Origin of the sequence: Serratia sp. J2, from assembly GCF_046269175.1 — a bacterium.
Taxonomy (GTDB): Bacteria; Pseudomonadota; Gammaproteobacteria; order Enterobacterales; family Enterobacteriaceae; genus Chania; species Chania fonticola_C.
The window spans coordinates 1-819 of the sequence record NZ_JBKABN010000095.1; the positions used below are offsets into that span (position 1 = coordinate 1).

Annotated in this window: 1 protein-coding gene; it reads right to left on the reverse strand. The window is 49.7% G+C overall.

Features of this window, described 5'->3' with window-relative positions; translation table 11 throughout:
* Positions 1 to 52 precede the first annotated feature (52 nt).
* Positions 53 to 757, reverse strand: coding sequence for an IS6 family transposase (locus ACKWMY_RS28205; RefSeq protein WP_409487547.1), 705 nt, complete (start codon positions 755 to 757; stop codon positions 53 to 55).
* Positions 758 to 819: the final 62 nt, after the last annotated feature.

Here is an 819-nt window from a genome sequence, read left to right on the forward strand (position 1 = left end):
GGCACTGTTGCAAAGTTCGCGATGAGGTAGCCTTTTGTCTTATTAAAAGGCCTCACATTTCAAAAATTCTGCTTATCAGACGCATTTCGCCCAGGGGGTCACCATAATAAAATGCTGAGGCCTGGCCTTTGCGTAGTGCACGCATCACCTCAATTCCTTTAATAGTGGCGTAAGCCGTCTTCATGGATTTAAATCCCAGCGTGGCGCCGATTATCCTTTTTAGCTTGCCATGATCGCATTCAATGACGTTATTCCGATACTTAATCTGTCGGTGTTCAACATCAGGCGGGCATCGACCTTCGCGTTTGAGTAACGCAAGCGCACGTCCATAGGTGGGCGCTTTATCCGTGTTGATGAATCGTGGGATCTGCCACTTCTTCACGTTGTTGAAGATTTTACCCAAGAACCGATATGCCGCCTTGCTGTTACGACGCTGGGAGAGGTAAAAATCGACAGTGCGGCCCTTGCTGTCAACGGCCCGATAAAGATAAGCCCAGCGGCCATTAACTTTCACGTACGTTTCGTCAATGTGCCACGGGCAAAGATCGGAAGGGTTACGCCAGTACCAACGCAGTCGTTTTTCCATTTCAGGCGCATAACGCTGAACCCAGCGGTAAATCGTGGAGTGATCGACATTCACACCACGCTCAGCCAGCATCTCCTGCAGCTCGCGGTAGCTAATACCGTATTTGCAGTACCAGCGAACCGCCCATAGGATGATGTCTCTCTGAAAATGCCGGCCTTTGAATAGGTTCATGTGCTACTCCATCAGCAAATGGGGCGATCAGTCTACCACCTACAGATTTTTGCAACAGAGCC